Genomic DNA, 26,692 nt, shown 5'->3' with positions numbered 1-26,692 from the left:
CGGCGAAGATAGCGCGGTTTCACTGCGTCTGACCTTCAAATTGAAGGCCACTCAAGCCAGTTCCAAAACTACCTGCAGACCCTATGCAGGGGCGGTGGACACGTCCTGGGAGGGAGACTTTGGGAATGCATTCTCCTTCTGGATGTTCTAGACATTGGACAATTGCCAGCACTCGAAATCCGTTGCATGGCTTTTAGGCCAGCCACGGTGCAAACCGATAATGAAAGAAGACTATGAGCGGAACTGACATCAAATCTCTGAGTGCCTTCGTGTGGTCCATCGCAGAGACCCTGCGTGGCGATTTCAAGCAGTCGGAATATGGCAAGGTCATCCTGCCCTTCGTCGTCCTGCGCCGCCTGGACTGCATCTTGGACGGGACCAAGAGTGCCGTCCTCGACCTAGCCGACAGCTTGCCGGAAGATATCGATGACGAGGCCCGTGACACGATCTTGATCGGGGCTGCTGGTCAAAACGTTCAGGTCTACAACCTATCGCGCTTCACCTTCGAAAGCCTCAAGGGCCAGGACGCCAAAGACATTCACAGCAACCTCCTGGACTACGTCACCAAGTTCTCCCCGAACGTCCGCGACATCTTCCTCGAGAAATTCCTGTTCACGGACCAGCTCAAGCGGCTGAACGATGCGGGCCTGCTGTTTGCTGTGTTCGAGCAGTTCTCACATATCGACCTCCACCCTGAGGCGATCTCGAACCTCGAGATGGGATACCTGTTCGAGGAACTGATCCGCCGCTTCTCGGAGATCTCCAATGAGACCGCAGGGGAACACTACACCCCGCGCGAGGTGATCCGCCTCATCGTGTCGCTGCTCCTCATCAACGACCATGACGCCCTGACTGGCAGCGGCGTGATCCGGCAAGTCTATGACCCGGCGGCGGGAACCGGCGGTATGCTGTCCATTGCCGAAATGGAGATGAAGGCCCTGAACGAGCGGATCCGGGTGGAGCTGTTTGGTCAGGAGCTGAACCCGGAATCATTCGCCATCTGCAAATCGGACATGCTGGTCACCGGCCACAACCCCGAGAACATCGCTTTCGGCAACACGCTGACCCAGGACGCCCATAAAAGACGGGGCTTCCACTACATGCTATCCAACCCGCCCTATGGCGTGGACTGGAAGAAGTACAAGGACGACATCGTCGCTGAGGCGCAGGAGCTTGGCATGGATGGCCGTTTCGGGGCCGGTCTGCCGCGCGTCTCGGATGGGCAGCTCCTGTTTCTGCAGCACATGATCTCGAAGATTCGGGATGACGAGCAGGGAACCCGTATCGGCATCGTCATGAACGGCTCCCCCTTGTTCACCGGCAGCGCTGGGTCAGGCGAAAGCGAGATCCGCCGCTGGATGCTGGAAAACGACTGGGTCGAGGCGATCATCGCCCTGCCGACGGATCTGTTCTACAACACTGGCATTCAGACCTATGTCTGGCTGCTGACCAACCGCAAGACACGGGACCGTCAGGGCAAGGTGCAGCTAATCGACGCCAGCAGCGACCGCTTCTGGAAGTCCATGCGCAAATCCCTCGGCTCCAAGCGCCGCGAGATCCCGGCGGAAGCCTGTGACGAGATCACCCGCATCTATGCTGGGATGCTGAACGGCGAGACGGGTTGGGGGGAATACTCCAAGATCTTCAAGACCACCGATTTCGGCTACCGGGAGATCCGTGTTGAACGCCCCCTGAAACTGGCCTTCGAGGTGACTGAAGTTGCCCTACAGGCGCTGCAGGAGGCAAAGCCCTTTGCCAAACTGGACGTAGCTGAGCGGGAGGCGATCCTGAATGCATTGCAGAAGAAGCTTCCGGCGGGCAAGCGGTGGCTGTACCGGGCAGGGTTCGAAAAAGACCTGACAGCGGCGCTGAAGGCTGCGGGCCTCAAGATCTCCGCCCCGGTGAAGAAGGCGATCCTTTCTACCCTGTCGGAGCGGGACGAGGACGCCAAGGTTTGCACCGGCAAGGACGGCAACCCGGAACCCGATACCGATCTGCGCGATCACGAGCTGGTGCCGCTGGGGGAGGACTGGCGGGGCTACGTGCAGCACGAGGTTCTGCCCTTCGTCCCCGATGCCTGGGTGGACGAGAGCTACACCGACGCGCAGGACGGCGATGTTGGCCGCATCGGCTATGAAATCAACTTCAACCGCTACTTCTATAAGTACGAGCCGCCCCGCCCGCTGGCAGAGATCGACGCCGAGCTGAAGGCGCTGGAAACCGAGATCGCAGGTCTGCTGCAGGAGGTGGTGGAGTGATCACACTTCAAGAACGCGTTCACGCCGCACCAAAACTTGATGAATGGCAGTTGGATAAGCTGCATCAAGTGTTTCGCGTCCGCCGCGGCAACAAAAACACGGGCATGAAGAATGATAACCTTCTATCTCTCAGTTATGGGCGGATCGTCGAGAAGGATATAGATACCGCGGATGGATTGCTGCCCGAGAACTTTGAAGGGTATCAGATCGTAGATCCGGGGAACATTATCCTCCGGCTTACCGACCTGCAGAACGATAAACGAAGCCTTAGGCAGGGCCTCGTGACCCAGCGCGGCATTATTACTTCCGCATACGACGCTGTCGAAGTTCAGCGCGACAACGACCCTCGCTTCTGGTTCTACTCGTTGCTCGCTCTTGATCTGGCGAAGCACTACTACTCACTCGGTGGTGGCGTACGTCAATCTGTTAAGCTCGCCGACTTTCCGAACGATTGGGTCTATCGACCCGACCTCGCGACCCAACGCCAGATTGCCGACTTTCTGGACCGCGAGACCGCGAGAATTGACCTGCTGATCGAGAAAAAGCAGCGGTTGGTGGCGTTGCTGGGGGAGCGGCTCTCCCATAAAATTCGAGACCTCGTCACTCGAGGAGTGTCTGACAATCCAGTACTCGTTGCCAGTGGGCTTTACTGGTGTCCGCTGCTTCCTGATCACTGGCAGGTTCGGAAGGGCTTTCACCTTGGGCGGATTATCGGTTCATCCAGCGGCGAGGAGACAGATGCTGCCGAAGGCACAGTGCCTTACGTCAAAGTGAACGATCTAAATTCTTGTGACGGAGGTAAGCTTTTGGAGACAAAAGCAGCGTTTCGACCGCACTCTCAGTTACAAGGGCCGCGAAAGGACTTCTTAGTTTTCCCCAAGCGAGGCGCAGCAATCTTCACTAATAAAGTCGCAGTCTCTCCGAAGAACTCAGCAATTGATCCCAACCTCATGGGATGGGTGATATCTGATGACCACGTGTTGGACTATTTCATGTGGGTCTTGAAGACTAGGACATTGGACAACCTCGCTGATGTCTCCACCGTCCCGCAAATCAATAACAAGCACATATACCCCGAACGTTTCCCTGTGCCGCCAAGAGCAGAGCAGACCGGAATCGTGGAAGAAATACGAAAACAGCGTTCTCTTTCAAACACTCTTTCTGGGCAAACTCAGGCCTCCGTCGACCGCCTCAAAGAGTACCGCTCCGCACTGATCACTGCCGCTGTCACCGGGCAGATCGATGTGCAGACCTACGGCAAATCCGGCACCGTGGACCGGCGGCTCGACGCCATTCAGGAGGAGATTGAGGCGTGAGCGATAACATCGTTCTGTTCGAAGACAATTGTACAGAAGATCTGCTTAGTTCTTTGAATTTGGCTGATCTCATGGATCCTCGAAGCCGGAAAAGTAGCGCTAGCACCGGTCCATACATGGACTTTATAGTCGCCCGCTTCCGAGACATAAAAATCGAAATATACGCCAAAGAGCATCCACCTCCGCACTTCCATGTCAAAACCAATGCAGGCAACGCGAGTTTTGAGATTAGTAATTGCCGGCTTATAGAAGGCGATGCCGTTTTGGCTCGGCGGCAGAAAGAGATCAGAAAATGGCACGAAACGAACAAGCAAAAACTGATTGCCACATGGAACGAGACTAGACCGAGTGATTGCCCAGTAGGAAAGTATATTGAGAAAAATGATGAGTGATCACCATTTAAGTCAACAAGACATTCACCAGGAAAAAGTCTTCGAGGCCCATATCGTGGCCTGCCTGACATCGGATCAGGGTTACCTCGAACGGGATCCTGCCGCCGATTACGACGTGGCCTATGCCTTGGATCGGAAACTTCTATTCCGGTTCTTGAGGGAGACCCAGCCCGACGCTTGGCAGACGCTGGAGGACCACTATAGCTCTCAAGCCGAAGCCGAGGTTCTGAAGCGGCTGGAAAAGGCCTTAAAGGAGCAGCCCACCCACCAGGTACTGCGCCAGGGGATCAAGCTTGTCCCAAACATCAACTTCAAGCTCTGCTACTTCAAGCCCGCCTCCAACCTGAACCCGGGGCTGACCCGGCTCTACGAGGCAAATATCCTGTCGGTGATGCGGCAGGTGCGGTACTCCTCGAAGAACGCCAATGCCATCGACATCGCGACCTTCGTGAACGGCATCCCCGTCACCACGATGGAGGTTAAGAACCCGCTGACGGGGCAGACCTTCAAACACGCCGAAGCGCAGTACCGCAAAGACCGGTCTCCCGGTGGCGAGCCGCTTCTGACCTTCAAACGCGGGGCCATCGTCCATTTCGCCGTAGATCCGGACAACGTGTCGATGACCACGCGGCTGATGAACGGCAAGACACGCTTCCTGCCCTTCAACCGGGGGCGGGACGGCGGCGCCGGGAACCCGGATGCGCCGGGGGAAAACCGGGTTGCTTACCTTTACAAGGATCTGCCGGGGGCGAAGGCCGTCTTCTCTCGCGAGGTGCTGCTGGACCTCATTGGGCGGTTCATTCATCTGGAACGCGCTGGCGGTAAGGAGGTTCTAATCTTTCCACGCTTCCAACAATTGGATGCAGTGCGGCGTGTTCTCGCGCATGCCCGGGGGAATGGCGCGGGACAGAACTACCTGATCCAGCACAGTGCCGGGTCCGGCAAATCTAACACCATCGCCTGGACCGCCCATCAGATCATCAATCTGCACGACGAGGCCGACCGGCCTCTGTTCGATACGGCGATCATTGTGACAGACCGGCTGGTTCTGGACCGCCAGTTGCAGAACACGATCAGCGGCTTTGCCCAGACAGAAGGCGTGGTGAAGAAGATCGACGGTACCTCCCGTGACCTGAAGCAGGCCATCGAGCAAGGAAAGCGGATCATTATCACCACTATCCAGAAGTTCGGCACGGAGCATCTGGCGGCTATTTCAGGGCAGTCATCCAAGAACTTCGCCGTGATCATCGACGAGGCACATTCCTCGCAGTCGGGCAAGGCCGCGCAGGCCATGAGCGATGCTCTGACACGGGAAAAGACCTCCTCTGAAGACATTGAGGACATGATCCTTGCCCATCAGGCTGCGAGAGGCCCGCAGAAGAACATTTCCTTTCTTGCCTTCACGGCGACACCCCGGAACGTGACGCTTGAGCGGTTCGGCCGCGCTGGCGAGGATGGTCACCCGCACCCGTTCCACCTTTACTCGATGCGCCAGGCTATTGAGGAAGGGTTCATCTTGGACGTCCTCCAGAACTACATGACCTATTCGGCGTACTACCAGCTGGAGAAGGCCATCGAAGATGACCCTGCATTCAAGGGCAGAAACGCGCAGCGTGCGGTTGCAAGATATGCTTCCCTTCATGCGACCACGATAGCTCAGAAGGTCGAGATTATCGTCGAGCATTTCCGTCGGCATGTGCGGAGAGAACTCGATGGCCAGGCGAAGGCCATGGTGGTCACGCAAAGCCGCGAACACGCCTTCCGGTATTGGCAGCAGATCAAGGCCTACATCGACAAGAGGGGCTACTCCGACCTGAAGGCATTGGTGGCTTTCTCGGGTGACCTTAGCATTGATGGTAATGACTGGTCTGAGGCAGTAGCAAATGGCTTCCCAGAGACGGAGCTGCCGCAGCGATTTGGCACGGATGAGTATCAGGTGCTGGTGGTTGCCGAGAAGTACCAGACCGGGTTTGACCAACCGAAACTGGTAGCGATGTATGTCGACCGAAAGCTGGCTGGGCTGCAAGCGGTGCAAACCCTTGCCCGGCTGAATCGGACCCACTCGGGAAAGGAGCGAACTTTCGTCCTCGATTTCCAGAACACGATGGAGGAGATCCGTGACGCCTTCGCCCCCTTCTTTGAGGCCACGGAGCTGGAGGAACGGACGGACCTCAATCAGATCTACGATCTTGAAAGCCGGATCTCTTCTTCGCCGTACGTCATTCGCGAGGATGTTGAGCGTTTTGCCGAAGCCTTCTTCGCTGGCAATCTCAGCAGCCAGGACCGGATCCGCCTCGAAGGCCTCGTAAAGGAAGCAGTCGGGCGTTTCGAGATGGATGATGACGAAGCGCAGCAGGAGGAATTCCGGCAGCTCCTTCGCAGCTACACACGATTCTATTCGTTCGTTGCCCAGATCGTGGCCTTGGGCGATCCGTGGCTCGAAAAGCTGTTCGCTTACGTGTCGTGGTTATCTCGCCTGCTGCCGTCGCGAGAAGTTCCTGCGGACATTTCCATCACGGAGGATATGCTGCAGCTCTCGGCGTTCCGCGTTCAGAAAGGCGAAGAAGGCTCTGCCTCACTACAGCCTGGGGAGACCACCAAGCTGGCAGCCATCACCGAGTTCGGTGCAAACCGGTACACGGAAGAGGAAGAGCGATCGCTGTCAGAGATCATCGACTCCTTCAACGAACGGCATGGGACCAATTTCTCAAGGGAGGACTTCCTGCGGTTCGAGCGGGTCAATCGAGAGATCATGGACGACGAGATGTCTGACATGATGCGAAACAACCCGGCGGATGTCGTCTATGGAGCATTCGAGCGTGCTTTCTTCCAGGGGATGGTGCGAATGTTCCAGCAGGACAACGAAATGCGGAGTGCCGTGATGACGGACAAGGTGGCCCGTGATCAAGCCACAAGGCACTTCTTCAACCGAGCGATGCGAATGGCAAACTCAATGTAGTTCAAGAGGGCCTTGGAGAAGCTGCCTGGGGTCTTTCAGCACCGCACTTCCGGCGGCATGCAATGGCACGGCATTCAACCCGCCCTAGGCTGACGGTGTAGGGGATGCAGTCGATGTAGCCCTTCTTGGAAAGTCTCTAACCGGATCCTTTCCGGGGACTTTTCCGAGAGGGCTACACTTCCTACACCAACTACATTTTCTCATCACGAAGAAGAAAAAAATATACTCCTCTCCTCGCTGATTGCCCAACAGCCTTGATCCAATCAGCTTGTGACGGGAAGCACGCCTGAAACTGCTTGGGTAACTATCAGCGAACTGCACCGAGTTTCCCCGTCAAGCTATGCACCCGTAAGGCACCCCCTGCAGAACTGAGGTTTGTCACAACTGGCGCCTACGCAATGTTCACTGCTCAAAAGGGCTTTCATTCGAGAGCAGGTTGACGAAATCTGAAACCCAATCTCGGGTCGAGGTCATGTACGATATCGCCTAGGGGTGGGGTGGCACTGGCCCCCCCCTCCGTACTCCGAAGGCATACGCTGGTTCAGACCCAGCCGGTTTTTCATCTGAACCTTCATCTCTGTTCGGCGCGGGAGCAGGTAGGACCGAGACCGTAGAACAAACCGTAGAACAATTTGTGCATGTTGACCTCATCTCTACGCGACTGATAACCCTTATATTGCTGATGCTTACCGTGCTGACGATGCCTGTAACGGGAACTGAACCGGATTGCACACGGATCTAGACCAGATTTAGAACAGCCCCCGGGCACCATTGTATAACTATAAATCAATGATTTAAGTTGAGATGCGCTACGCTCCTACCAATCTGCTGGCTAGCTGGGTGCCAACTGCCGCTCCTGCATCTTCTTGATCGTCGTTAGTCGTGCGCATGCCTCGCAAGCAAACTCAATCCGAGTCACTCTCCTTCTTGAATAGCTTCTCTAGCGCTTGGATGTCATCGTCACTGAACTCCGTGAAAAGCGACAAAGACATCGCGCTCGTTACTTTCGCCTGCACGGCGTCCCAATCGTCAGATGGGTCATGCTCGATGTACTTCGGGATACCTTTTGTACTTCGATGCGCACTGACGTCGATCGCTCTCGGCTAGTCGCAAAGTGATAGGGTGTTGGAAAGCCGAAACGCATGAGTTGTGGTAGAAAAGGCGATACTGCGGTTCAATGAAAGTCCCGGCTTGGAAAGAGCCTCTTGGCTTGATCCCTTGGATGCATTGCGCGGGCTGGATAGCGGGTGCGTTTCGGGGTGTCGTCCGCACGTGGCCCCTCGGATTGAATTGCACTGTCTAGCGGGTGGCCTAGCTCCGATAGCCTCGCAGATTCGTCCTCGATATTCTGGGCGATGACATGCACCACAGCACCTTCTCGTTGAAGGTAGCCTGTTATGCGCAACAATCTCCCCCCCATGACAGTGCGGCGAAAACGTTCGTATATCCTGTTCCAAACCACCACATTGCAAACGCCGGTCTCATCCTCGAGGGTCAGAAATATCACGCCTGAAGCGGTGCCCGGTCGTTGCCTCGTAATGACCAGGCCGCATACGCAGACTGGCTGTAATGGCGCGGTTATCAGCTGGTCGTGGCAGATCAGGCCGGGTAGAGCCGGACGCAGAAGTTCCATCGGATGCGCGCGTAAGCTCAGGCGCATTGAGACATAGTCTTCGACGACTTCTTCCCCCAGATGCATCCGCGGCAGCATGACGTCCGGCTCGGTGATGGCTTCTCCGTCGAACTGATCGTTGAACAGCGGAAGCTGTGCAGGAGTTCGGATTGATTTTACTTGCCAGAGCGCCTCTCGGCGCGGGACACCCATAGACGAGAAGGCATCCGCCTCAGCCAGACGCTCCAGGGCTGCAGGGGCAAGCCCCGCGCGCAGCCAGAGGTGCTCAGGATCTATATACCCGTTTCCGCGCGCAGCAATGATCCAGCCTGCGTCGTCTTCCTTGAAACCTTTGATCTGACGAAACCCTAGACGCAGGGCCAATGTTCCATCCGGGCGGCGTTCAAGCGTGTTGTCCCATTCGGAGCAGTTTACACAGATCGGCCGGACTTCGATACCATGATCACGTAGATCCCGGATGATCTGTGCTGGAGCATAAAAGCCCATCGGCTGAGAATTGAGCAAGGCACAGGCAAAAATTGCCGGGTGGTGACATTTCAGCCAAGCTGAGACATAGGCCAGCATGGCAAAGGCTGCAGCGTGGCTTTCGGGAAATCCATAGTCCGCAAAGCCTTCTATCTGTCCGAAGCACCTTTCGGCAATGTCTTGGCTATAGCCGTTCCTCAGCATTCCAGCGATGAATTTGTCGCGATACTTTCCAATTGTTCCCATGCGCCTAAAGGAGGCAAGAGAACGGCGCAGGTGGTCAGCTTCTTCTGCAGAAAAACCCGCACCGACAACAGCGATCTGCAAAGCCTGCTCCTGAAACAGAGGCACGCCCATTGTGCGCTTGGTTACCTGTTCCAGAGCAGGTCCGAAGGGATCCGGGTTTTCCAAACCGTTTCGCCTGCGAATATAAGGTTTCACCATATCTCCCTGTATCGGACCCGGGCGGACGATCGCGACTTCGATAACCAGATCGTAGAATTTGCGGGGCCGCATCCGGGGCAGGAAATTCATCTGTGCCCGGCTTTCTACCTGAAAGACACCCACCGCATCTGCGGCACAGAGCATATCGTAGGTCGCCTCATCTTTTTGGGGGACGGTTGCGATGCTGTGCGTTATGTTCTCGTGTTGCTGCATCAAGGCAAAGGCTTTTTTAATGCAGGTGAGCATACCCAATCCCAGCACATCTACTTTCAGAATGCGCAGGGCATCAATATCATCCTTGTCCCAGCAGATGACGGTACGATCTTCCATTGCGGCATTCTCAATCGGGGCAAGTTCGTCCAGCCGTCCACTGGTGATGACAAACCCGCCCACATGTTGAGAAAGATGACGTGGAAAGCCGATGATCTCGCCGATCCGTTGTATCGTCTGCATCAGGCGGCGGTCTTCTAGATTGAGCCCAAGTTCACGAATGCGATCCAGATCCACATTGCCATTGCTCATGCCCCAGATCTGTCCGGACAGGCCTGCAGTTACATCCTGGCTGAGGCCCATAACCTTGCCGACCTCGCGAATGGCAGCGCGCGTGCGAAAGTGGATGACGGTTGCGCAAAGCCCAGCACGATGGCGACCGTATTTCTGGTAAATCCACTGGATGATTTCTTCACGCCGTTCGTGTTCGAAATCAACGTCGATATCCGGTGGCTCTCCCCGATGTTTTGACACGAAACGCTCAAAAACCATCGCAATCATATCGGGGCTGACATCCGTAATGCCCAAGAGATAGCAAAGGATTGAATTGGCAGCAGACCCGCGTCCCTGGCAGAGGATCCCCTTGGATTTGGCAAATTGCACGATGTCATGAACGGTCAGAAAATAGGCTGAAAACTCCAGTTCTTTGACAACAGAAAGCTCTTTCTCCATCAGCTGAATTGCTCTGTCCGGAGGGCCATCTGGGTAGCGACGTTTCAAGCCTTCCTGAACCAGGCGTTCCAAACGGGCCTGTGCTGTTTCACCGTCCGCCTCTTCATGTGGGTATTCATAGGAGAGTTCACCCAGATCAAAATTACATCTATTGGCAATCTCCAACGTGCGGCGGAGCGCTGCAGGGTGATCACGAAATATACGTGCCATATCGGCGCCCGCTTTGAGCCGACGTTCTCCATTTGGCAAGGCGCGGGTGCCGATCTCATCGATGGTGATATTCTCGCGCATGCAGGTCAAAACATCAGCAAGCTGCCTGCGATTGGCACGGTGCATCAGGACATCTCCGATCGCCACCATTGGAGCGCATGTTTTTTGCGCTGTCTGGGCGCAGGCCGCGAGATAAGCCTGATCGCTTCCATCATAGCGCGGCGCGGCCCCCAAGAAGACATGATGCGGAAACTGCCGCCCCATTCGTTGAATATCCAGGACAGCATCGTTCAATGATCCCTTTGGCAAGGCGATCAGGATCATGGCCTGGCAGGCATTGATGACGTCTTCAGTGTAGAGAATACATTTACCTTTTTCCGCACGCCGTTTCCCGAGGGTGAGCAATCTTGCCAACTTACTATAGGCGGTTCGGTTGCATGGTAGGGCCAGCCAATCCACTGCGCTGTCCTGCAAGATGAGACGGCATCCGACAATCAACTTGGGAAGGACCGGTGCTATCGGCTTGGGAATGGCAGATGCGTGGCCTATCTCTTGCCGAGAGGAGGAATCGATCCGCTGGTGGGACCGGATTTTCAAGGCATCCTGTGTTTCCCGTGTCAGCTCCTTTAGCGCACTCCAGGCCCGGACAACCCCCGCAAGCGAGTTGTGATCTGTTATTGCCAGCGCTGACAGTCCCAATTCGGCAGCTCGCGCAACCAGTTCTTCGGGATGGGAGGCCCCGGTCAGAAAGGTGAAATTTGTGGTGGCACACAGTTCGGCATAATCTTGCTTTTGCAGTCGTCGATCCGGCAGATCTTTCTGAAACACCTCAACCTGCCGATGCCTGTGGTTGACCTCAATCATGCGAATTCCCCCTGCACGTACCAGCCGGGGTTCTGAGGCGTATAAAACAGCCAGAGCCGTCGCCCCTGCGTGGTTTCCACCCGCCAATAATCACGCAAGCCAGACCGCCAGTTGTCGTCATCAAACCACCATTCGGGGGTGATGCGCTCCGGTCCGGTGGCCCTGCCTGTGGTCAATGACATGCGTCGCCAGCGGAAATGGGTCGGCGGATAAGATCCGCCCCCTGCAATCGGTTCTGGGTGAAACAGGCAGAGTGGGCGTGGGTTCCTGCAAACCCAACCGCTGGCGGCGGTTGAATAGGCCGCAGGTGATGTAATGAAGCTACGTTCCGGAATATGGCTGTCGGCGGGAAGAAAACGCTGAATGTTTTCAAGACCGATCCGTGTCCCGAGCCGCGTAATCAGATCGTCCAGCCGGTCGTCGCTGTCAGTGGCAACGTGAGTCATCTGCTGCGCGGGCAGAGCCTCGGTCTGTGTCGCTTCGAGACGCAGCTGATCTATGCCAAAGCCAGCGTCAATTTCAGACAGTCCCTTTTCGAACAGGGGGAGAATCCGGAGTGGATCGCGCAAGGGGCGGGCCAGACGCAATTCCACTTCTTGGTGTCCCTGATCCACTCGCCGCAGTGTTACGACAAACACACGGGCGCCCATCTCATGGGTTTTCAAGGTTGCACAGAGTCGTGTCAGCAGTCTTTTCGTGCCAGCCATGACATCATCTATCAGGCCGATAGGCTCTGGCAATGTCATGCGGACACCGTAATGGGGCGGCGCGGCCAAAGGTGTGATTTCTTCAACTTGCTGCCCTAAGGCCTGATCCAGCCTCATCACTACGTTTGGTCCAAAACGGCGTGTCAGCGGGGCACGGGGCGTTGTCGCAAGATCCCCGATTTTGCGCAGCCCCAATCTGATCAGAGCGGTTGTTGTCTTCTCATCCAGCCGCAGAGCGGCAACGGGAAGGTCCTTAAGAGCTGGCAACATAGCCCCTGGTGCAGCCTGTCCCTCGCCGAAATGTGCCAGCGCCCAGGCTGCTCCGCGTGTGTCGGCCAGTCCGATCTGTGCCGATAGGCCCGCCCGTGTCAGACCTGTGCGGATATCACTCAACATATTGTCCTCTCCTCCAAAAAGGTGAGAAGAGCCACTGATATCAAGAACCAGGCCGTCCCGGCCTTCTAACCCTACCCAAGGGCAATACCGGGTGGCCCATCGGCGCAGGGTCAGCAAGAATTGCTGATCCCGGTAGAGATCCGCAGGGGCTGTTTGTAGTTTTGGACAAAATGCGCGGGCGTCTGAGTGGGGCATACCCTGGTGCAAGCCTTGCTGCGCGGCTTCAGTATTGAGGCAATACAGCCGATTTGCATTGCTGTGTTTGATGGTCAGCGCAAAAGGGCCGGACAGCGGGTACTGCCGAAGAAACCGGTCACTCGCTAACCGGTGAAACCATATCGACACGACGCGACGTGCGATTCCATCGAACATGCCAAGATCCAACTGTTCCCGATTTGTTCTTAATAAGACTCCAGTGAAAATGAGTCGAGTCCTGTGCATGAAATAGAGGTCGACAGCGCCAGCGGCTTTCGGCGGCATTGCTGCCCATCCCTTCAGGGATAAGGCAAAGCCCGGTGCTGTTTCCTGTCTTCGCCGCGAGTTGCAGACGCCGCCCGGCAGTAAGGCTGAGAGGTTTGCTGATGTCGATCGCGACCAATGCGACAGCGCGCTCCCGCAACGCCTCCTCGGCACTGGCAAGCCCATCGGTCTGATGCGTCACATTTGCAACCAGCATCTGAGAGGGATCTGCAAATTCACCTAGCCCCATAGGGTTGATATATTCTGGACGGTGGCTTTCACGTATCCAAAGCGTGGGTCCGCAGGTCTGGGCCATCAAAGCTGCAAGAAACCCAAAACTGCCAGGACCGCAGACTTCATGTACGCGTCCGCGCTTGAGTGGAAAATATGGGAGCGTTGAAGTGGTCATGATCGATTTATACCGTGTCACATCGCCCTGCAAAAGTGGCTGCCCTGACAACAGCACAGACCGCACAACAAACCAGTCGAGGGCAAAGTGCCAATTCTGACGGACATGTTTGGTGAAAGGAGCGTGATCCTGAATCGGGTTAATATTCGGCCAAATCCCCGAAAATGCCTATTTAGAGACTGTTCAGAACCTTTCTTGCACTGCTGAGATAGGCCTCCTGTTTGTCTGACGACATTCTGTCCCAGGTCCGATAGGGCTGCATCAAACGCGGGTTTCTTGACAGTTTTTCACGGTTTCGGATCAGAAAATCCCAGTACAGCGGTGTAAACGGGCAAGCCTTGGGCCCTGTTTTTTGTTTCACGTCATAGGCGCAATTCGCGCAGTAATCCGACATTTTGTTGATGTAATTTCCACTGGCGGCATAGGGCTTGGACCCTAGGAAACCGCCATCTGCAAACTGGCTCATGCCGATGACATTTGGCGCTTCAACCCATTCATAGGCATCTGCGTAGACCGCCAGATACCATTCGTGGACCTGGTGCGGGTCCACTCCAGCCAGCAGGGCGAAATTGCCGGTTACCATCAGCCGCTGAATATGATGCGCATAGGCCTCGTCATGGGTCTGACTGATGGCTGCGGCCATACAGGCCATGTCGGTTCGGCCACTCCAGTAGAACTCTGGCAGGTCCCGTGTTGCCCCCAGGAAATTCATTGAGGTGTAGCCCGGCATGTTCAGCCAGTAGATACCGCGCATATACTCGCGCCAGCCGATAATCTGACGAATAAACCCTTCGACCGCATTGAGAGGAGCGCGCCCCTCATAATAGGCACGTTCGGCGCGGAGGCAGACTTCTAAAGGGCCAAGCAGGCCAATATTGATGTATTGCGCCAGAATGGAGTGGTAGAGAAACGGCTCTCCTGTCAGCATGGCATCCTGATAATCGCCAAATAGTGGCAGCGCCTCATCTACAAAATGATCTAGCGCCGCCAGGGCTTCCTTGCGGGTGACTGCGAACCAGAAGGGGGTTAGCTGTCCGAAATTGCTGGAAAACCGCTGCTCCACCAGCGCGAGTACGCCTTGCGTGATTTTGTCCGGATCGGTGTGAACAGGCTTGGGCATAAACATGTCGTTCTGGGCCGTTTTGCGGTTCTCAGAATCATAGTTCCATTTGCCACCCTCAGGGTCGTCACCCTGCATCAATAAGCCGGTTTTGCGACGCATTTCGCGATAGAAATACTCCATGCGGAGTTGTTTGCGCCCCTCCGCCCAGTTGCGGAACATCTCATGACTGGCGAGAAAGCGGCTGTCCTCAAGCATGGTCAGCTTTGCCGGTCCAGACCAGTTGGTCAGCGCCTCTTTGAGGCGATATTCTCCCGGCTCGGTGATGAGAACCTCTGTTGCCGGGGTCTGCTCCAATGCACGCTCCAGCTCGCCAATCAAGCTGCCTGAATTGTCGGGATCCTCAAGTCGTATGTACCGCAGGGCCCAACCGTCGGCGGACAGCTCATCCGCGAAGTGCCGCATGGCGGAAAAGACAAAGGCGAGTTTCTTTTTGTGGTGCGGCACATAACTGGCTTCCTCCGTAACTTCAGCCATCAGGAGGCGGTCTTTCTGTCGGTCACCCTGCTGCAGAGACGAAAGATCATGCGACAGCTGATCACCCAGGATCAGAATAATCCTGCCGCGGTCACTGCTGTCCTGAGGTGTCACATTATTGGTCATGTCCCGGTACTCCGCTGGTCTGGCAGCAGATAGCGTGACCGTGAAAGCTGGCAACGGGGAAAGCTGGCAACGGCAGGGTGGTCCCGCGCAGAAAGGCGCGACAGATAAGCCAATATTAGAGACTGATCTATGTCATTTTCAAAGCGTCAGGAGGCCTGGCTGTAGCGGACACCCTCCGGTTTATGCGCGTCGAATGTGCTGGCGATGATCCGGGTCAGCGCGCGCCCTTCGGGTTTGACACGGAGGGCGTCGTCCGCCCAGGTCACCAGTTCACCGTAGGTCGCGGTGACCTCCTCCAGATCCGCAGTCAGCTGCTGGCATATGGGCCCGTACCGCTGGCGCAGTTCCGTGAGATCCAGCAGGAAATCACACATCAGCATTTCAATCGCCCGAGCCCGCACCTTGTCGATCTGGGTAAGTTGATGGCCGCGTGCGCCGGCAAGCTCGCCGGCTTCAATCCTCTGAACATAGGCGGCCGTAGCAGCTGCATTCTGCACATAGCCGCCTTCAAAGCGCGAGATCGAAGAAGCGCCAACACCGATCAGCGTCGGGCAGCGGTCATCCGTATAACCCTGGAAGTTTCGCCGCAAGCCGCCATTTTCGCTGGCCAGGTTCAAACGGTCCTGAGGGCGCGCAAAATGATCTATGCCGATGTTGGCAAATCCGGCAGATCGAAATGCCTCTGCGGCCAGCTCAGCCAGATGGTAGCGGGCTTCATCGCCTGGCAGCGCGGTATCATCAATCAGCTTCTGCCGTTTTGCCACCCATGGGACATGGGCATAACCAAACAGGGCGACACGATCTGGCGCCAGTGTCAGCACCTTGTCAACCGTATCCGCGATGCGTGTCGCGTCCTGATGGGGCAATCCATAGACGAGATCGGTATTCAGAGATCGAATGCCAGCCGCACGCAGCTCAGCGACACAGGCGGCAGTGACGTCATAGGGCTGGATACGACCGATTGCTGCCTGCACCTCGGGATCAAAATCCTGAATGCCGATGCTGGCGCGGTTCATGCCTTCCTCTGCCAGAGCCGCAATCTTGTCGCCGTCTACCATTGTCGGGTCGATCTCGACTGAAAACTCGCAATCATCTGTCGGTGGTATGGCAGATTTCACCGCTTGCGCCAGCCGGTGTACCAGCGCTGGCGGCAGAATGGTCGGAGTGCCGCCTCCCCAATGCAGGCGGCCCATCTGCAACCCTTTGGGAAGTCGCTCGGCGAGAAGGGACAGTTCTTTTTCGACGGTGGCGATATAGCTTTCGACCGGGCTGAGTGTCTGAGTGCCTTGGGTTCGGCACGCACAAAACCAGCACAAGCGTTCGCAGAAGGGCACGTGTATATAGACTGACACAGGTTCCGCCGGGTCCAGCGCCGACAGTGCATGGCTCTGGAAAGCGCTATCGACGGCTGCGCTGAATACCGGCGCTGTGGGGTAGGAAGTATAGCGGGGAACGCGGCTGTCAAAAAGTCCCAGCTCGCGAAGGCGATCAATCTGTTTCATATTGCCAGATATGACCGATTTCTGAATGCAGGACTTTGCGCGAAATCAAATTTTAGACTGGCAAGGGTGAAACGCCGATCACGCGCTCATGCAAATGTAACGCGGCCGCCCAGAGCAACAGGCCAAGCGCAGCCCGTATGGCCAGATCCCGCAGGTGCTGTTGCCGCCAGCCTGAGTTGCGGATCGGGCGTAGCGAGAACACGGCGGTAGTTGCGAAAAAAGTCGCTGCGTCCGCACCAAGCGTTGCGCGTGCCTTAAAATCAAAGAGCAGGATTGCAGCACCGGCCAGGAGAAAGGATCCGCCAAACACAATGGCATGAGCCAAATCGCCGTTGGCCAGCAGATGTGACAGCGACCAGAGTGCCAGCGCCAAGAGCATCGGATGGCGGCTGAGCGCGGCGCGCCCGGGATCATCCCGCGTCGGATCGGAACTGCGCCGTCCTCCAAGCGTAAAGGGGGTTTCCACGCCCAAACCGCAGCTTGTCAGCACAAAGACCAAGGGCATTGTCAGCATCGGGGCCCATCGCAACCAATCAGATGGCGGCCAGAGTTCGACATAAGGCGCATCAGCCGCGGCTACGATGACCCAGCCGAACACTCCGAGTGACAAAAGCCCGTAGGCCGAGAAATAGGCGCGGCGACCAAGGGTTGCGATCAGTCGCCCGCGCAGATCTGCGAGGCGTGGCAGGAAATGGCTGACGATAAACACTGTCATGGCAAGGGTGAAACCCGTCCAATCGGTTGACATCAATGATCCCCTCGTCTGGCAGGAGCCGTATCGCTGGAAGCGGATTATCCTATCTGTTTGTCCGTTGTAGTGGCGGAATGAACTGCATCCGGATGCGCCATCGCGAAGGCCTGATTGCTTGCACATGTGGCTTCAATCTCACCAAGACGGGGCAGGTCGTTGAAATCCACCCCCCAGCGTCGGGCGTTGTAGAGTTGTGGCATCAGGCAGAGATCTGCGAGCCCCGGACGGTCTCCGGTGCAATATGGCGCAGGGGGATATCTTTCCAGAAGCGCATGAAAAGCAATGAGACCCGGACGAATGAAGTGGCGCATCCAGCCTGCGGGCATGTCGAGAGAGTGTTCAGCATCTTGCGGCTGTGCCTCTGCACAAAGGCTGGTGGCGTAGCGGGCGACCTTCAGATTGCAGACAGGGTGCAGATCAACCGCGATGGAGTGGGCAAGGGCCTGAACCCCCGCACGCTCTGAGGGGGTGCCAGGCAGCAGGCCAAGGTTTCGGGTCTGGTCCAGGTAGTCGAGGATTGCCAGCGATTGCGTCAGGCGCAGCCCGTCGATTTCCAGCACCGGCACGAACCCTTGCGGGTTGCGGGCCAGATGCTCGGGGCCGGTTTGCTCGCCGTTGACCAGATCCACGGTTTGGCTCCGGTAGGCGATACCCGCGAGATTGAGGGCAATGCGAACACGATAGCTGGCCGATGATCGCCAGTAGTCGTAGAGTATGACATCAGACATTCCGGTCTCCCTGCATGGCCTGAGTGATCGGTGGAAACACCGCCCCGCGGTCCGATCACTAAAGCTCGCTCAATTCCTTGGCGTGCAGCCATTCGGCATGTTTCGGCGCCTTCTTGGTCTTGGACCATTCTTCCAGCATTTCCCATTTCACGGAGTCCAGCTTTTGCAGCAGTGCCTGTTCCTCCGGGTCGGGGCAGGCCAGCTCCACCCGATGGCCGTTCGGATCGAAGAAATAGATCGAGTGGAAGATCGAGTGGTCGGTCACCCCCAGCACCTCGACGCCGTTGGCCTCCAGATGCTCCTTGAGCTGGATCAGGGTCGCGCGGTCCTTCACCTTGAAGGCGATATGCTGCACCCAGACCGGCGTGTTGCGGTCGCGGTCCATCTCCGGCTTGGTCGGCAGCTCAAAAAAGGCCAGGACGTTGCCGTTACCTGCATCCATGAAGATATGCATGTAGGGATCGGGTTCATGGGTGGAGGGAACATGGTCCTCGGCAATCGCCAGGACAAAGTCCATGTTCAGCATCTTGTTGTACCACAGGACTGTCTCCTTTGCGTCCTTGCAGCGGTAGGCGACGTGGTGGATCTGTTCTATTTTCAAGCGGAGTCCTCCCCGGGGTTTAGCGCGGCCGCGGCCAGCGCCTGTTTCAGGATCGCGCGTTTCCCGATGTGATTTGCCAGCACCAGCACCAGCCGTGCATTCAGCGCATCGCTTTCGGCCTTGCTCAGATCCTCATGCGCGGCCAGCAGATCAGCATAGAAATCGTCGGCGCGTTCGAGGTTGGCGGCCAGGATCAGTTGGTCTTCGGTCATGGTGATCACTCCTTGCCGATGGCCCGGCGGATCGCATGCCGGAACAGGTTGTCGTCATAGCTGGGGCGGCGGGCGGCGACATGCTGGTCCGGGCGGATCAGGTAGACACCGCTTTCATGCTTGCCCAGGTAGCGGTCCTTCAGCGCCAGTGTCTTGTCGTCCTTGCTGGAGAGCGCCAATCGGGTGACCGTGATGCCGGATTCCTGAATCTCATCAGGCGCGTCGGCGTCGATGGTCAGCAGGGTGAATTTGTCGCCCAGCTTGCCAAGCAGAAACCCGTCGACCAGCGGCACATCGGGGCAGGGTGAGCCGGGCCGGGTGCGTTCCGGCCCGTCCAGCGCGTCCGCCGAATTCAGCGGTGAGCCCTCATAGGTGCAGGGCACCGACAGCCGGCCGGAGTTCACCAAAGGACGCGCGAATTCATACTGCTCGGACAGGTCCAGAACCGCGTCGCGCAGGACCCGGCTCATCTCCGACTTGGGGGTGATGAAATCAGTGGAGCGCGAGGAGTTCCGGATGTTCTCGTCAGCGCCGTGGACGCGTTCAATGTCATAGCTATCCAGCAGGCTTTCCGGCGCTTTGCCGTCCATCACCAGCTTGAGTTTCCAGCACAGATTGTCGGTATCTTGCAGGCCGGAGTTGGCACCGCGGGCTCCGAACGGCGACACCTGATGTGCGGCGTCGCCGGCGAAGATTACCCGGCCATGGCGGAACTTCTCCATGCGGCGGCACTGGAATGTATAGATAGAGACCCATTCCAGCTCGAATTTCACATCTTCGCCCAGCATCGCCTTGAGTCGCGGGATCACGTTTTCGGGGCGCTTCTCACGCTCCTTGTCGATGTCCCAGCCCAGCTGTAGGTCAATGCGCCAGACCCCGTCGGGCTGCTTGTGCAGCAGTGCCGACTGCCCCTTGTTGAAGGGAGGGTCGAACCAGAACCAGCGTTCCGTCGGGAAATCCGCGTCCATGATCACATCAGCAATCAGGAAGTTGTCTTCGAACACCCGTCCGACGAAATCCAGCCCCAGCATCTGCCGGGTGGGGGAGCCGGCACCGTCGCAGGCAATCAGCCAGTCGGCTTCCAGGTTGTAGGGACCTTCTGGCGTGTCAATTTCCAGCACGGCATGGCTGGGGTGAGTGCCGATGGCAGAGACCTTGTTGCGGCCGCGGATTTCGATCGGCGCGCCTTGCTCCTGCAGCTCTCGGACCCGGTTCACCAGGTATTCCTCGAAATAATACTGCTGCAGATTGATAAATGCGGGCCGCTTGTGGCCCTCCTCAGGCAGGAGATTGAAATCGTACACCTTGCGGTCGTCGAAAAAGACTTTGCCGAGGTTCCATTGAACGCCTTTGGCGACCATGGGATCCCCGAGGCCAAGCCGATCGGCGATTTCCAGTGTCCGTTTCGAGAAGCAGATGGCGCGAGAGCCAAAACTGACCTTGTCGTTGTCGTCCAGCACGACCACGCCAATGCCCTGCTGGGCCAGGTCAATTGCGGCAGCAAGACCAACCGGCCCCGCACCGATCACGACGACTGGATGACGCACCGGCGAGGGCGCATCCTGATCGTCACTGCGTTGATAAGAATACAAGGGAACTTCAAAGATCTTGTTCATCTGGCCTCCTCCCAAATCCGGGTGCCGTCAGGCACGGCTCGACTAGCCCCCGGTCGCGGCTACGCCGAGGTTCTGGTCAAACATTTCATAGGTACTGCTGGGGCGATACGGTCTGGATCAAACCGCCCCGAGTATAAATTTGCCTGGGCCTCACCCCTGCAGGGCTTCCCACATCTCCAGATCGCGCTGAGCGGTCCAGATCCGGGGGGTGTCGATGCCGCGTGCCTCGTCATAGGCACGGGCCACGTTGAAGGGCAGGCAATGCTCATAGATGGCATAATCTGCAAACTTCGGATCGCATTCTGCGCGCACCGCGTCCCAGGCTTCTTTCAGCGTGCCGTTGCGGGCTGCAACTTTCGCTGCCGGGCGGTAGGTGCTTTCAACGAAATCGCGGGTGCTTTCGACGGCGCGTTCCACCGCGTCCTTGCCCACCAGCGCGTCTCCACGACCGGGGGCAATGGCGTCGACATCATAAGCTTTGATATTGTCCAGCGTCCTGCCCCAGTCACCGAAATGCCCGTCGCCGCAGTAGCAGGCTGAGTGGTCTTCGACGATATCGCCGGTGAACATCACGTTCTGATCCGGCACGTGGATCACCGCGTCACCCGCGGTATGGGCGCGACCCAGATGCTTGATGTCGATCCGGCGATTGCCGAGGTAAACGGTCATCGAATCGCTGAAGGTGGTGGAGGGCCAGGTCAGTCCGGGGATGCTCTCATGGCCCTCGAAAAGGCGCGGGAAGCGCTGGAATTCGCTGTCCCAGTCCTCCTGCCCGCGTTCAACCACCATCGAACGGGCCTTGTCCGACATGATGATGTTCTGCGCGCCAAATGCGGAAGCACCCAGTACGCGAACAGCGTGGTAATGTGTTAGCACCACATGGGTGATCGGCTTGTCGGTGACAGAGCGAACGCAGTCGATCACCTTGTTCGCAAGCCGTGGGGTCGCCTGCGCTTCGACGATCATCACAGAGTCATCGCCGATGATCACGCCGGAGTTCGGGTCGCCCTCGGCGGTAAAAGCATAAAGCCCCTCGCCGATCTCATCAAAGGTGATCTTCTTTTCAGTCATGTCCCCTTGGGACGCAAAAGCCTTGGCCATGGTGGTCTTCCTTATCTTGCGTAGGGGTTTTCAAGCGCGGGCAGCACGGTACCGGTGCAGTCGCCGAAACCGATGGTGTAGCCGTCGCCTTTGGCCGCGCCTTTCAGGGTCAGCGTGTCACCGTCGGCGATGAAGGAGCGCTCCTCGCCAGTTTCCAGCGTTAGCGGCTCCTTACCGCCCCAGCTGAGTTCCAGGAGTGAGCCGCGGCTTTCCTTGGTGGGGCCGGAGATGGTGCCGGAGCCCAGAAGATCGCCCGCGTTCATCGGGCAGCCCGAGGTGGTGTGATGCGCCAGCTGCTGTGCGGCGGAGTAATACATTTCCTTGTAGTTGGTCCGCGCGATGGTTGTGGCCTCTTTGCCTTCCGGCGCCATGGTGACCTCAAGGTCGATATCATAGAGCATCGGGCCGCAATCCTTCAGGTGGTCCAGCAGTTCCACCTCACGCCCCGGCGTGTCGCAGCGGAACGGCTCCAGCGCCGTTTTGGTCACGATCCAAGGAGAGATCGTGTTGGCAGTAGCCTTGGCCTGGAACGGTCCCAAGGGCTGGTATTCCCAGGCCTGGATATCGCGCGCGGACCAGTCGTTCAGCAGTACATAGCCAAAGATATGGTCATCCGCTTCCTGCACGGTGATCGGGCCATCGGAGGGGGTGCCGACAATGGCGCCCATCTCCAGCTCGATATCGAAGCGCGCGCAGGGCGCCCACCGCGGCGTCTCGTCATTTGGACCTTTCAGCTGACCCCAGGGTCGGCGCACGTCGGTACCGGACACCACAACGGAGGAGGCCCGCCCGTTATAGCCGATCGGGATATGCAGCCAGTTCGGCGGCAGCGCATTTTCCGGACCGCGGAACATGGTGCCGACGTTAAAGGCGTGGTTCTTGCCCGCATAGAAGTCGGTGTATTCGCTGACGGCAAAGGGCATGTGCAGCTCGGCGTCCGTAGCCGGAACCAGAAAAGGTTCGACCTTACCCTGCTCGGAAGAGCCTTCGGACAGCAGCGCTGTCAAACGGTTGCGAAGCGCAGTCCAGACGGCCGGACCTTCTTCCATAAGGTCGTTCCAATACGGAACGTCGAAAAGTGGCGCATCGCTCAACTGGACCAAGCCGGTTTCCTCGGCGGCCTGCATATCGAGGATCATGTCGCCGATGGCCACGCCGCAGCGCGGATCGTCGCCATCAACAGAAAACACGCCATAAGGCAGGTTATTCAGTGGGAACGGATGGGTCGCGCTGTTGGCGGAGGTGACCCAGGATTTTGTCAAAGGCATACGTGGTCCTTTTCGTTTGAGAGCAGCTGCTCTCGTCATCTTTCCCGAAATACTCCGGGGGTGAATGCGGCCTTCAGGCCGCAGAGGGGGCAGCGCCCCCGTTGGATTACTTCTTGCCTGGTGTCCCGTCGAATTTCTTCTCGATATCGGCCCAGCAGTCGATGTAGTCATCCTGCAGCGGTGCTTCCTTCGCGGCAAATCCTGTCAGATGCTGCGGGAAACGGGTCTCGAACATGAAGGACATTGTGTTCTCGAGCTTCTCGGGGCCGAGGTTGGAGTTCGACGCACCCTCGAACGCATTCTTGTCCGGCCCGTGCGGCAGCATCATGTTGTGCAAGGACATGCCACCCGGCACGAACCCTTGCGGTTTGGCATCATACTGGCCGTAGATATTGCCCATTAGCTCCGACATGATGTTCTTGTGATACCACGGCGGGCGGAAGGTGTTCTCAGCCACCATCCAGCGCTCGCGGAACAGCACAAAGTCGATGTTGGCTGTGCCCGGCACCCCCGACGGTGCCGTCAGCACGGTAAAGATCGACGGGTCCGGGTGGTCGAACAGGATCGCGCCGACCGGGCAATAGGTGGTCAGGTCGTATTTGTAAGGCGCGTAGTTTCCGTGCCAGGCGACCACGTCCAGCGGCGAGTGGCCGATCCTGGTCTCATGGAACTGGCCGCACCATTTGATGGTCACGGTGGAGGGCGTCTCGCGATCCTCGAACGCTGCCACCGGCGCCTTGAAGTCGCGCGGGTTGGCCATGCAGTTGGCGCCAATCGGCCCGCGGCCCGGCAGCTCAAACTTCTGGCCGTAATTCTCGCAGACAAAGCCGCGGCAGGGGCCTTCCAGCACCTCCACCCGGTACACCAGACCGCGCGGGATGATGGCGATTTCCTGCGGTGCGAGGTCGATGATACCCAGCTCAGTGGCAAAGCGCAGGCGTCCTTCCTGTGGCACCACCAAGAGTTCGGAATCGGCGGAGAAGAAGTAGCTGTCCACCATCGATTCGGTGACCAAATAGATGTGGCTGGCCATGCCGACCTGGGTGTTCACATCGCCTGCGGTGGTCATCGTGCGCATGCCGGTGAGCCAGGTCAGGCCTTCATCCGAATGCGGCACCGGATCCCAGCGGTACTGGCCCAGCGAGATCACGTCCGGATCGACGCAGGGGGCAGACTTCCAATGCGGCAGGTCGATCTTCTGATAGCGGTGCGAATGCTTGACGGACGGGCGGATGCGGTAGCACCAGGTCCGCTCCGGCACATCGGCGGTAAAAGCGGTGCCGCTCAGCTGTTCGCCGTAAAGACCATAGTTGCACTTTTGCGGGCTGTTCATGCCTTGCGGCAGCGCACCGGGCAGCGCCTCGGTTTCAAAATCATTGGCAAAGCCCGGCATATAGCCCTCGTGTGGCCCGGTAAGGGACGGGGCCTGGATCATTTCGTGGGCATCGACTTTGTGATTCATGGCGCGCTCCTTTTCTTAACTCTCTGTTTCGGTAATAGTTGATTTTGTAACTAACAAGGCATAGGTCACCCTCATGACCGAAAAAGATGACTTCGCGCTGCAGGATTTCTTACCCTATCTCCTCAATCGCGCCGCAGAAGAGAGCTCGCTTGAGTTTCAACAGCACTACAAGAATCGCTACGGGATGCTCCGTACCGAATGGCGGGTCCTGTTCCATCTGGGCAGCTACGGGCGCATGACCGCAAAGGAAATTGGCCAGCGCGCCAAAATCCATAAGACCAAGATCAGCCGTGCCGTTGCGAAGCTCGCCGAGCGTCGGTTTGTATTGCGTCACCGGGATGAACGAGACCGACGATCAGAGCATCTGGAACTGACCCCGCAGGGGCAGGCCGCCTATCGCGATCTTCGGGAGCAGGCCGCCATCTATGATGGGCAGCTTGCATCCCGACTCAGCGAAGGTGAAAGCGAGGCGCTGCGCCACATGCTGCGCAAACTGGCCGGAATTGAACCATAGACATCCGTTGGTTGAGGCTTCAGATTGGGCCGGAACCACAATGTGAGGCCGTGCACAATGACGGATGCTGCTCTGCGCGCCACGCCGATAATCGACTGGCTGACTGCTGAAGGACTAAGAGGGGCAAGCCGTCAGGAGATGCTGCAAGGCTTTTGCCAGAGGCTTGCTGACGACGGCGTGCCGCTCCTGCGGTTTCATCTGGCGCAGCGTGCCTATCACCCAAAATACGGTGGTATCGGCTTTAGCTGGACCCGCGCGGACGGCTTGTCGCATGAATTCTATGAACACAGCGATACACCGCGGGATGAGTGGCTCTACAGCACCTTCTATTATATGTTGGAACGCCAAGTGCCTGAGTTTCGCACCAAACTGACCGGGCATGTGCTGGAGCGGTTTCCTGCACTAGCGCAGTTCAAACAGCGCGGGGCCACGGATTACTTTGCGCTGGCAATGCGCTTTGGTGATTTTGCCGATGCCCCTTTTGATCCTAAGCGGCCGGGAGAGGGCATCCTGTCATCCTGGTCAACCGATCATCCCGACGGTTTCTCAGAGGCGGATCTCACGTTGATCCGTTTTATCTACCCGCATCTGGCGCTGGCGCTGCGGGCGGCCTCTGCCCAGCAGATGGCCAAGGATCTGCTTCAGGTCTATCTCGGTCGCGATGCTGGTCAGCGGGTTCTGTCAGGAGAAATACAGCGGGGTTCGTCACGCCAGATTGATGCGGTGATCTGCTATTTCGATCTGAAAGGCTTTACCCAACTGGCTGAGCAAATTCCGGGCGCCGAATTGATCGACATGATTAACGACTACTTTGGTCTGGCGGTCGAGACCATTCAGACCCATGGAGGGAATATCCTCAAATTCATGGGTGATGGCATATTGGCGATGTTTGACCTTGGCAGTATCGGCGAAGATGCAACAGCAGCGCTCGCGGCGGCCAGTGGCTTGCAGAGCAAGATACGCAATCGCAATGTTGAGCGTGCGCAGCAGGGTAATCCGGTTGCTGATTTCACGCTGGCCCTGCATGCCGGCGAAATCCTCTATGGTAATATAGGATCTGAGAACCGGTTGGATTTCACGGTGATCGGACCAACCGTCAACCTGACGGCACGGCTGTCAGGTATGCACGCCTCTGTTGGTCGCAGCATCATTGTCTCGGAACAGGTTCAACGGGCAGCCCAGCCGACCAGTCACGATCTGGTGTCGCTGGGTCGCTATATGCTGCGCGGTGTTGCCGAGCCGGTTGAGCTCTTCACGATTTACGAAGGCAGCGGAGCGGGCCTTTCTGATCGGGTGTCAGAACAACGTTCAGCCTGAACAAAGGTAAAATTTGCCATAATTTACGCATTTTTTCCGCGTAGAGCAGAGCTGGGACAGATTATGGCCAACGAGATTCGTGCAAGAAATCTTGAACTGCCATGCCTGACTTTATTGAGAGAGCAGCGAGGAAAGTGTGATGAAACTGGCAGTGCGCATACATGACCTGATAACCGTTGCGGCCGTTTTGTGTGCAACTGCCCCCATGGCATTTGCGGCTGGTGAATGGCCTGACGCGGGCGGACCGGGCAATGGGAACGGCAATGGCAATGGTTGGGGCAATGGTTGGGGCAACGGCGGGGGCAATGGGAACGGCAACGGCAATGGCCAGACCGTGCCTGAGATCGACGTCAGCGCAGGTATGCTCGCCGTGGCTGCGGTCGCCGCTGCTTTGCTTCTGAGCTGGGAGTTGCGCCGGCGCCGGTCTGTCTAGAACCAATGGC

General features: G+C 57.5%; 20 protein-coding genes. 7 read left to right on the top strand and 13 right to left on the bottom strand.

All coding sequences use genetic code 11. From position 1 onward, the window contains the following. Positions 1-233: 233 nt before the first annotated feature. From VWY60_RS15020 to VWY60_RS15005, 4 genes are read left to right on the top strand one after another with little or no spacing between them, the layout of a single operon-like run. A complete protein-coding gene (locus VWY60_RS15020; RefSeq protein WP_416541026.1) occupies positions 234-2,258 on the top strand; it encodes a type I restriction-modification system subunit M in 2,025 nt (674 codons plus the stop codon). Further along, complete coding sequence (locus VWY60_RS15015) at positions 2,255-3,574, top strand: hypothetical protein (RefSeq protein ID WP_416541025.1); 1,320 nt, start codon at positions 2,255-2,257, stop codon at positions 3,572-3,574. Before VWY60_RS15020 ends, VWY60_RS15015 begins: the two co-directional genes overlap by 4 nt. Beyond that, entirely contained in the window at positions 3,571-3,966 is a 396-nt protein-coding gene (locus tag VWY60_RS15010) for a DUF4160 domain-containing protein (protein WP_416541024.1), read from the top strand. The genes VWY60_RS15015 and VWY60_RS15010 overlap by 4 nt, the downstream gene beginning before the upstream one ends. Continuing rightward, a complete protein-coding gene (locus VWY60_RS15005; protein WP_416541023.1) occupies positions 3,959-6,925 on the top strand; it encodes a type I restriction endonuclease subunit R in 2,967 nt (988 codons plus the stop codon). The genes VWY60_RS15010 and VWY60_RS15005 overlap by 8 nt, the downstream gene beginning before the upstream one ends. Positions 6,926-8,099: 1,174 nt before the next feature. On the opposite strand, the gene VWY60_RS15000 is transcribed toward VWY60_RS15005, so the two are convergent. From VWY60_RS15000 to hmgA, 13 genes are all read right to left on the bottom strand, one after another. After that, positions 8,100-11,483: an error-prone DNA polymerase gene (locus VWY60_RS15000; protein ID WP_416541022.1), complete on the bottom strand. Its 3,384-nt coding sequence runs from the start codon at positions 11,481-11,483 to the stop codon at positions 8,100-8,102. Further along, the gene (locus VWY60_RS14995) at positions 11,480-12,958 is read right to left on the bottom strand and encodes a Y-family DNA polymerase (RefSeq protein ID WP_416534680.1); all 1,479 of its coding nucleotides are present in this window, start codon (positions 12,956-12,958) and stop codon (positions 11,480-11,482) included. Before VWY60_RS14995 ends, VWY60_RS15000 begins: the two co-directional genes overlap by 4 nt. Continuing rightward, on the bottom strand, positions 12,900-13,454 hold the full coding sequence (locus VWY60_RS14990; protein WP_340546480.1) for an ImuA family protein: 555 nt from the start codon (positions 13,452-13,454) through the stop codon (positions 12,900-12,902). The genes VWY60_RS14995 and VWY60_RS14990 overlap by 59 nt, the downstream gene beginning before the upstream one ends. Before the next feature lie 172 nt (positions 13,455-13,626). After that, positions 13,627-15,177 carry a cryptochrome/photolyase family protein gene (locus tag VWY60_RS14985; protein WP_416541021.1) on the bottom strand — a complete coding sequence of 517 codons (1,551 nt, stop codon included), beginning with the start codon at positions 15,175-15,177 and terminating at the stop codon, positions 13,627-13,629. Between the two features lie 146 nt (positions 15,178-15,323). Next, a complete protein-coding gene (gene hemN / locus VWY60_RS14980) occupies positions 15,324-16,679 on the bottom strand; it encodes an oxygen-independent coproporphyrinogen III oxidase (protein ID WP_416541020.1) in 1,356 nt (451 codons plus the stop codon). A 52-nt stretch (positions 16,680-16,731) separates the two neighbouring features. Then, the gene (locus VWY60_RS14975; RefSeq protein ID WP_416541019.1) at positions 16,732-17,427 is read right to left on the bottom strand and encodes an NnrU family protein; all 696 of its coding nucleotides are present in this window, start codon (positions 17,425-17,427) and stop codon (positions 16,732-16,734) included. A 44-nt stretch (positions 17,428-17,471) separates the two neighbouring features. Continuing rightward, entirely contained in the window at positions 17,472-18,158 is a 687-nt protein-coding gene (gene maiA, locus VWY60_RS14970) for a maleylacetoacetate isomerase (protein WP_416534675.1), read from the bottom strand. A gap of 58 nt (positions 18,159-18,216) precedes the next feature. Further along, positions 18,217-18,759 carry a VOC family protein gene (locus VWY60_RS14965; RefSeq protein ID WP_416541018.1) on the bottom strand — a complete coding sequence of 181 codons (543 nt, stop codon included), beginning with the start codon at positions 18,757-18,759 and terminating at the stop codon, positions 18,217-18,219. Then, complete coding sequence (locus tag VWY60_RS14960; RefSeq protein WP_416541017.1) at positions 18,756-18,971, bottom strand: DUF2783 domain-containing protein; 216 nt, start codon at positions 18,969-18,971, stop codon at positions 18,756-18,758. The genes VWY60_RS14965 and VWY60_RS14960 overlap by 4 nt, the downstream gene beginning before the upstream one ends. A gap of 5 nt (positions 18,972-18,976) precedes the next feature. After that, complete coding sequence (locus tag VWY60_RS14955; RefSeq protein ID WP_416541016.1) at positions 18,977-20,587, bottom strand: FAD-dependent oxidoreductase; 1,611 nt, start codon at positions 20,585-20,587, stop codon at positions 18,977-18,979. Positions 20,588-20,737: 150 nt separating this feature from the next. Further along, positions 20,738-21,688 (bottom strand): MBL fold metallo-hydrolase, encoded by a 951-nt coding sequence (locus VWY60_RS14950; protein ID WP_416534672.1) that lies wholly within the window; start codon positions 21,686-21,688, stop codon positions 20,738-20,740. Positions 21,689-21,699: 11 nt separating this feature from the next. Beyond that, the gene (gene fahA / locus VWY60_RS14945) at positions 21,700-22,956 is read right to left on the bottom strand and encodes a fumarylacetoacetase (RefSeq protein ID WP_416541015.1); all 1,257 of its coding nucleotides are present in this window, start codon (positions 22,954-22,956) and stop codon (positions 21,700-21,702) included. A gap of 106 nt (positions 22,957-23,062) precedes the next feature. Then, a complete protein-coding gene (gene hmgA / locus VWY60_RS14940) occupies positions 23,063-24,418 on the bottom strand; it encodes a homogentisate 1,2-dioxygenase (RefSeq protein ID WP_416541014.1) in 1,356 nt (451 codons plus the stop codon). A gap of 73 nt (positions 24,419-24,491) precedes the next feature. Here hmgA and VWY60_RS14935 point away from each other — a divergent pair, with 73 nt between their 5' ends. From VWY60_RS14935 to VWY60_RS14925, 3 genes are all read left to right on the top strand, one after another. Then, positions 24,492-24,932: a MarR family winged helix-turn-helix transcriptional regulator gene (locus VWY60_RS14935; RefSeq protein ID WP_340546491.1), complete on the top strand. Its 441-nt coding sequence runs from the start codon at positions 24,492-24,494 to the stop codon at positions 24,930-24,932. Between the two features lie 57 nt (positions 24,933-24,989). After that, positions 24,990-26,249, top strand: coding sequence for an adenylate/guanylate cyclase domain-containing protein (locus VWY60_RS14930; protein WP_416541013.1), 1,260 nt, complete (start codon positions 24,990-24,992; stop codon positions 26,247-26,249). A 139-nt stretch (positions 26,250-26,388) separates the two neighbouring features. After that, positions 26,389-26,682 carry a VPEID-CTERM sorting domain-containing protein gene (locus VWY60_RS14925; protein ID WP_340546493.1) on the top strand — a complete coding sequence of 98 codons (294 nt, stop codon included), beginning with the start codon at positions 26,389-26,391 and terminating at the stop codon, positions 26,680-26,682. Positions 26,683-26,692 lie beyond the last annotated feature (10 nt).

The organism is Phaeobacter sp. JH20_26, from assembly GCF_048056275.1.
GTDB classification, from domain to species: domain Bacteria; phylum Pseudomonadota; class Alphaproteobacteria; order Rhodobacterales; family Rhodobacteraceae; genus Phaeobacter; species Phaeobacter bryozoorum.
This window is presented reverse-complemented; position numbering and strand designations above follow the sequence as displayed.